Origin of the sequence: Neisseria sp. HMSC078C12, from assembly GCF_001838065.1 — a bacterium.
GTDB lineage: Bacteria > Pseudomonadota > Gammaproteobacteria > Burkholderiales > Neisseriaceae > Neisseria.
Genome location: NZ_KV835603.1, coordinates 1 through 888, shown reverse-complemented (window position 1 = coordinate 888; position 888 = coordinate 1). Strand labels below are relative to the sequence as shown.

Below are 888 nucleotides of genomic sequence, written 5' to 3'. Positions count from 1 at the left end.
GGTTTAGCCAATACTTGACCACGCTCTACGTCTTCACGTTTAGTACCACGCAGCAATACGCCTACGTTGTCACCTGCTTGACCTTCGTCCAGCAGTTTGCGGAACATTTCAACACCGGTACAAGTGGTTTTTTGGGTTTCTTTCAGACCTACGATTTCGATCTCGTCACCAACGTGGATGATACCGCGCTCTACACGACCGGTTACTACTGTACCACGACCGGAGATAGAGAATACGTCTTCGATAGGCAACAAGAAAGGTTTGTCCACAGCACGCTCAGGTGTTGGGATGTAGCTGTCCAAAGCAGCGGCCAGTTCGAAGATTTTTTCTTCGTAAGCAGCATCACCTTCCAAAGCTTTCAATGCAGAACCTTGTACGATTGGGCAATCGTCGCCTGGGAAGTCGTAGCTTGACAGCAGGTCACGGATTTCCATTTCAACCAGTTCCAACAGCTCGGCATCGTCAACCATGTCGCATTTGTTCATGAACACGATGATGTAAGGTACGCCTACTTGACGAGCCAACAGGATGTGTTCGCGAGTTTGCGGCATAGGACCGTCAGCTGCGGAACATACCAAGATAGCGCCGTCCATTTGGGCAGCACCGGTAATCATGTTTTTAACGTAGTCGGCGTGGCCCGGGCAGTCTACGTGTGCGTAGTGACGGGTTTCGGTTTCGTATTCTACGTGAGAGGTATTAATGGTAATACCACGGGCTTTTTCTTCAGGAGCGTTATCGATTTGGTCGTAAGCTTTTGCAGCGCCACCGAATTTTTTAGCCAAAATAGTAGTCAATGCAGCAGTCAGAGTGGTTTTACCATGGTCAACGTGACCGATAGTACCAACGTTTACGTGCGGTTTGCTACGTTCAAATTTTTCCTTAGCCATG

1 protein-coding gene is annotated in these 888 nt (G+C 48.9%); it reads right to left on the bottom strand.

Features of this window, described 5'->3' with window-relative positions; translation table 11 throughout:
• Positions 1-887: elongation factor Tu (gene tuf, locus HMPREF2596_RS04950; RefSeq protein ID WP_070850029.1), on the bottom strand; the 887-nt coding region annotated here is incomplete at its 3' end.
• Position 888: the final 1 nt, after the last annotated feature.